The 5,696-nt window shown below is 74.8% G+C and carries 5 protein-coding genes; 2 read left to right on the top strand and 3 right to left on the bottom strand.

Features of this window, described 5'->3' with window-relative positions:
* Positions 1–159: 159 nt before the first annotated feature.
* Together LCE31_RS23900 and LCE31_RS23895 are read left to right on the top strand one after the other, a co-directional pair.
* Positions 160–1,197 carry a CopD family protein gene (locus tag LCE31_RS23900; RefSeq protein ID WP_225017450.1) on the top strand — a complete coding sequence of 346 codons (1,038 nt, stop codon included), beginning with the start codon at positions 160–162 and terminating at the stop codon, positions 1,195–1,197.
* Between the two features lie 240 nt (positions 1,198–1,437).
* On the top strand, positions 1,438–2,388 hold the full coding sequence (locus tag LCE31_RS23895) for a L,D-transpeptidase (protein WP_225017447.1): 951 nt from the start codon (positions 1,438–1,440) through the stop codon (positions 2,386–2,388).
* Between the two features lie 268 nt (positions 2,389–2,656).
* Here the strand turns inward: LCE31_RS23895 and LCE31_RS23890 are convergent, their stop codons facing one another.
* The 3 genes from LCE31_RS23890 to LCE31_RS23880 all read right to left on the bottom strand — a co-directional run.
* Positions 2,657–3,226, bottom strand: a complete 570-nt coding sequence (locus tag LCE31_RS23890; protein WP_225017444.1) for an AAA family ATPase — start codon at positions 3,224–3,226, stop codon at positions 2,657–2,659.
* A 52-nt stretch (positions 3,227–3,278) separates the two neighbouring features.
* A complete protein-coding gene (locus tag LCE31_RS23885) occupies positions 3,279–4,085 on the bottom strand; it encodes a DedA family protein (RefSeq protein ID WP_225017448.1) in 807 nt (268 codons plus the stop codon).
* A gap of 224 nt (positions 4,086–4,309) precedes the next feature.
* Positions 4,310–5,696, bottom strand: a 1,387-nt coding sequence (locus LCE31_RS23880; RefSeq protein WP_225017442.1) for an immune inhibitor A, incomplete at its 5' end; no start/stop codon positions are given.

Here is a 5,696-nt window from a genome sequence, read left to right as displayed (position 1 = left end):
CGCCCCGGGGCCCCCCCCCGCCCCGCCGCCCCGCCCCCCCCCCGCCCCCCCCCCCCCCCCCGGGCGGCGGGCCCCCCCCCGCGCCCGCCCGGGGGGGGGGGGGCCGCCGGCCCCCCCCCCCGCGCTGCGGGCCCGCGGGGGCGCGGAGATGATCGTCCGGTGAGCTTCCCGGGACCCCCAGCACAGGCCGCCGCGCACGACGCGCGCCGCGGCCTCGTCCGTACCGCGGGGCGCGTCGCCGTCGCCACGACCGCGGCCGCGCTGATCGCGCTCCTCGGCGTCGCCGCCGCCACCCGCGGCACGGGCGAACACCCCATCCCCGCCGCGGGAACCACCGCCCTGCTGCACGCGGTGGTCTTCGCCGCCCTCGCCGTCCACATCGGCGAACTCGCGGGTGCCCGCACGGCCGCCCGGCGCCCGGCCGGTCCTGGTCCTGCGACGTCATCCGGCACCGGCGACACGCACCCGGCCGCCCGGCCCGGCAGCGCACCGCGCCCCCGGCCCCGCGCCTTCGCCGCCGCCGCCACGCTCGCCGGGGCCGGCGCCTCGGTCGGCCAGCTCGTCCTGCTCTCCGCCGTCAGCGGCATGGACCTCGCCGCCGTGTACGGGACCGTCGACGGGCGGCTCCTGCTCGTCATGGCGAGCGGCTTCCTGCTCGCCGCCGGATGCGCCGCCCTGGCCCGCCCCGAGTGGGCGCTCGCGCCGCTCGCCGCCGTGATCTGCGCCGAGGCCGCGCGCGCCCGCCCGGAGCAGTTCACCCCCCTCGTCGGCTCGGCCCTCACCGCCGTCCATCTCACCGCGGCCTCGCTGTGGACGGGCGGCCTGCTCCACGTCCTGCGCGTCCTGTGGCTCGCCCGCGGCGACCGTCCGTCCACCAGGGCCGTCCTCGTCCGGTACACCCGCCGCACCGGCTGGCTGCTCGCCGCCCTCGCCGCGACCGGTACGGCCTCCGCGCTCCGCAAGCTCCCCTTCGAGGTGGCGCTCACCAGCGCGTACGGCCGGGTGCTGCTGTTCAAGCTGGCCCTGGCCGGGGCGGCGGGCGCGTGCGCGCTCGGAGTGCGCCGGCGGCTGCGCGGAACGGGCGCGGCGGGCCCCGAGATCCATGCGGAGATCGCCGTCCTGCTCTGTGTCGTCCTCGTCTCCGCCGTCCTGACGGTTGTTCCGGACCCGCACTGGCTCGCTCTCCGGCGCCATTAGCCCGTGTCCGCGAAGTCCCGCCCTCGGGGCGCACGGCGCTACGTCGCGGACACTCCCTAGCACGACTGCGGCGCACATCACATCCTCCTCGCGGGTCTTTGTCCTCGCTTTGCCGTCGCGGGGGAACTGCCAGGTCCCGGGCCACGTCCATAGAGATGTCGGACTTATGACAACGCAAGTGGTGTGAGCGGGAGCTGAGGTATGGGCGTGGGCATAGGCCATCGCAGTAGGGGCGTCGGGATGGCATTGCTGGCCGGCGCGCTGCTGGTGGGGGCGACGGCATGCGGGGGAGGTAAGAGCGACGCCGCCGCGGACGGGAAGGCGAACGCCCCGGCGAGCGCGAAGGCGAGCGTCAAGCCGAGCCCGTCGAAGCCGGCCGGGCCGCCCATGCTGCTCGACACGATCACCCCGCGCGGCGGCACGGTCGGTGTCGCGCAGCCCATCTCGGTCGTCTTCTCCAACCCCGTGGCGGAATCCGCGCGGGCGGACGTGGAGAAGCACCTGAAGGTGACGACGTCGAAGGCGGTCACGGGCGCGTGGCACTGGTTCAGTGACACCCGGGTGGACTTCCGGCCCGAGAACTTCTGGCCGAGCAACACGCATGTCACCATCAACGCGGACATGACGGGCGTGAAGAACGGCAACGGCCGGATCGGCGTGCACGGTTACACCCACTCGTTCACGATCGGCGACGACGTCGAGGCGACGGTCTCGGCGCCGGGCCACTCGATGACGGTCAAGAAGAACGGGACGGTCCTGCGCACGATGCCGATCGACGCGGGCAGCCCGGCCGACCCCTCCTGGGACGGCACGATGGCCGTCATCGACAAGGCCAAGGAGGTCCACATGACCTCGTGCAGCGTCAACATCAGCTGCACGAAGGGCTCGCCGGACTACTACGACCTGACGCTGCCGTGGGACGTCCACCTCACGACGTCCGGTACGTACGTCCACTACTCGACGGGCGACCCCAACCCGGGCCACAGCGTCGGTTCGCACGGCTGCGTGCACCTGTCGCTGGCGAACGCGAAGTGGTTCTACGACCTCGTCAAGCCGGGCGACCCGGTCACCATCACCGGCACGCCGCGCGGCAAGGCCAAGGGCGACAACGGCTACGCCGACTACAACGTGTCCTGGTCGGACTGGCTGAAGGACAGCGGCGCGGGCGCCACGCCCACCACGGTCGCCTGACCACCGCACTCCCTCCACGGCCGGGCCGTGGCCAGGAAGCCCGCGGGGCCCTGGCCGGGGCCCGCCCGGGGGGGGGGGGGCGGGGGGGCGCCCGGCCGGGCCCCCGGGGCCCCCCCCGGGCCCCCGGGCCCCCCCCCCGCGCCCCCCCCCGCCGCCCCCCCCGCGGGGGCGCCGGGGCGGGGCGGGGCCCCCCCGGGGCCCCCCCGGCGGGGGCCCCCCCCCCCCGGGGGCCCGGGGCGGGCCCGGCCCGTGGGCGTTGCCGCAGGCGTCACTCCGGCCGGGCCCCCGTGCCCCAGCCGGTCGCCGCGAGCACCTCCCGGGCGACCTCCGCGACGGACCTGCCGTCCGTCGCCACGCGGACCGTGTCCGCGGGTGCCTCCGCGTCCAGCAGCCGCGCCTTGCGGGCGCTGTTCGCCAGCTCCGCCCGTAGGCCCGAGCCGATCTCCCGGCCCGTAAGACGCGCCCGCGCCGTCTCGTCCGAGGCCGTCAGCAGCACCCGTACGAGCCGGACGCCGTCGCCCATCGCGCGCCGGAACATGCCTTCCTCGCGCGCCAGCACGCTCACGGTGTTCGAGTAGACCAGCCGCCGGTGGCCCAGCGCCGCCGCGTTGCCCCAGACCGCCGCGAGGCCGCGCTCCGTCAGGAGTGAGCGGTGCGGGTCGCCCACCGGCGCCGGATGCACCTGGCCGAGGCAGTCGCCCTCGATCACCGCGTGCGGCACGTCCGCGCCCCGCAGCAGCGCTGACACCTCCCACGCCACGGACGTTTTGCCCACTCCGGCGCGTCCGCCCAGCAGCAGCGCCTCGGGCGCTCCGCCCGCTTCGGGAATCTCCGGCATCCGGTCAGCCTGGCACGGCACGCGCCCGCCCCGGTAGCGGGTTTCCGCTGTCTCAGCGCCCGCGCTCGCGGGCCGCCGCCGCGTCCCCCGGATCGTCCGGCCCCTCCGCACCGCCGCCCGGGCCGCCCGCCTTCCCGGCTTCCCCGGTGGCCCCGGTGGCTCCGGTGTCCTTCGCGGTCCCGGGGTCCCCGTCGTCGTGGGCGGCGTCCGCCTCGGCCGCGGCCTCCTCGGCGCGGGCGCGCCGGCGGCGCCGCAGATGGCGCACGACGAACAGGGCGATCACCACGACGGCCGCCCCCGCCAGGGCCAGCTCGTAGCGTTCGATCTGCGGGTAGATCGTGTCCAGGTGCCGGCCCGCGAAGTAGCCCACCGTGCACCAGGCACCCACCCACAGGATGGCGCCGATGGCGTTGAACAGCAGGAACCGCGACCACGGCATCAGCGTCATCCCGGCGATGATCCCGTTGGCCTGGCGCAGGCCGTCCACGAAGCGGGCCACGGTGACGATCTTGCCGCCGTGCCGCGTGAAGAAGTCCTCCGCCTTGCGTACCCGCTCGCGGGGCAGCAGCACGTACTTGCCGTACCGGTCGACCAGCCGGTGGCCGCCGAAGCGGCCGATCGCGTAGCCGACGTTGTCGCCGAGCGCCGCGGCGACGACGGCGATCACCACGACCGTGATCATGTTGAGCCGGCCCGCCCCCGCGTACACCGCCGACGCGATCAGGATCGTCTCGCCGGGGACGGGGACCCCGAAGTCCTCGACGAACAGCAGACCGCCGACCGCCAGATAGCCCCAGTGGTCCAGGACCGGCGCGATGTCGCCGAGGACACCGGGCAGGTTCGGCGGCGCGTCCGTCATCGGCACGAGGCGCCTCCTTCGCTCGGGTTCCCGCGGCCGCATCGCTCGTGCCCCGGGCCACGCCGTCCCGGGCCCGGCCGGCGGCGGTGGAGACCCGGACGCGACACTACGGAACGTACGGTTTCACACCGTAACGCCTCGGACCGGGCGAAGGCGGTCCGAGGCCACGGACGGACGCCCCGGAGGCGAGTGCCCCGGGGCGCCCGTACGGTGCGGTGTCCCGCTCAGCCGACGGTGAGCGCGGTGTCGTCCACCACGAACGACGTCTGGAGCTTGGACCCCTCCGTCCCGGTGAACCGCAGTGTGACGTTCTGCCCCGCGTACGCGCTCAGGTCCGCGGTGTGCTGCTGGTAGCCGCTCGCCGCGTCCGTGTTGGACCAGCTGCCCACGGTGCCGAGCACCGCCCCCGACGCGCCGAGGACCTGCACCTTCAGGGTGTCGTACGCGGTACCGCCCGTCTCGGCCGTGTCGACGTGCAGCCAGTAGCCGAGCGTCGCGGGGCAGCCCGCGGGCAGCGACACGGACTGGGACAGCGTGTTGGTGGTCGCCGTCCCGTAGCCGTCGAGCCACGCCTTGTACGAGCCGGTGTGCGCCGCCTCGGCCGAGCTGGACGAGATCACCTTGTCGGACGCGGTCCAGCCGGTGCTGCCCGACTCGAAGCCCGGGTTGGCCAGCAGCTGGGCGCTGTCGCAGTCCCCGCCGCCTCCGCCGGGGGGCGTCGTGCCGCCGCCTCCGCCGCTGCCGTCGCCGGAGAGCCAGGCGGTGGCGTTCAGGGCGAGGGCCGCGTTGGTGCCGCCGGTGTCGTTCCACCCGTCGTACAGGGTGTCGCCGGGGTGCCCCGTACCGTCGTCGATCGGTGAGCTGTCGCCCCAGACCGCCACCCTGCCGCTGCCGAAGGTGCTGGTGACGAAGAAGGCGCCCGTGGTACCCGAGGTGTTCGCGCCCGACTTCCAGACGAGGCCCTTGACGTCCGGGTTGTCGCCGGGCTTCAGCGTGAACGTGGTGCCGTCCGCGATGGTGGAGCCGGTGACCTTGCCGAAGGAACCGTTCAGCACCGGGTTCGAGCTGTCGCTGATCGCGCGCGGCGTGCCGGAGCTGATGTCGAGCGCGTCGACGGAGAAGCCGAACGGGTCCGTGTTGTCGACGCCGTTGTTCGTCATCAGGTCGTTGATGACCTCGGGCGAGTCGTAGCCGTCGTTGTTGCGGTCGCTGCCGGTGTGGTCGGAGATCAGGAAGAGCCCGCCGCCGTTCTGGACGAACTTCATGATCGCGGTCTTCTCCGCGGTGGTGAACTTGATGTTCGGCTCCGGCAGGACGAACGTGTCGAAGTTCTTCAGGTCCAGCGCGCCCGACCCGCCGTAGGTGATGGAACTGCCCGACGGCAGGGTGTCGAGCGTGTAGTCGCCGGTCTTCTGGAGCGCCACGCCCCAGGACGAGAGGGCACCGGTCCAGTCCTTCTCGCTGGAAGGCGACGCGTCCTCGCCGAGCGGATCGGGCTGGCTGGTGGAGATGACCCAGTCGGCGTTGCCCGCCGTCTCGGCCTCGGTGTTGTCGAACAGGACGCGGGCCGAGGCCGCGGCGCGGGGCGCGGACGCCGCCGCGCCGGGGGCG

Source organism: Streptomyces sp. 8L (assembly GCF_020176795.1).
Taxonomy (GTDB): domain Bacteria; phylum Actinomycetota; class Actinomycetes; order Streptomycetales; family Streptomycetaceae; genus Streptomyces.
This window is presented reverse-complemented; position numbering and strand designations above follow the sequence as displayed.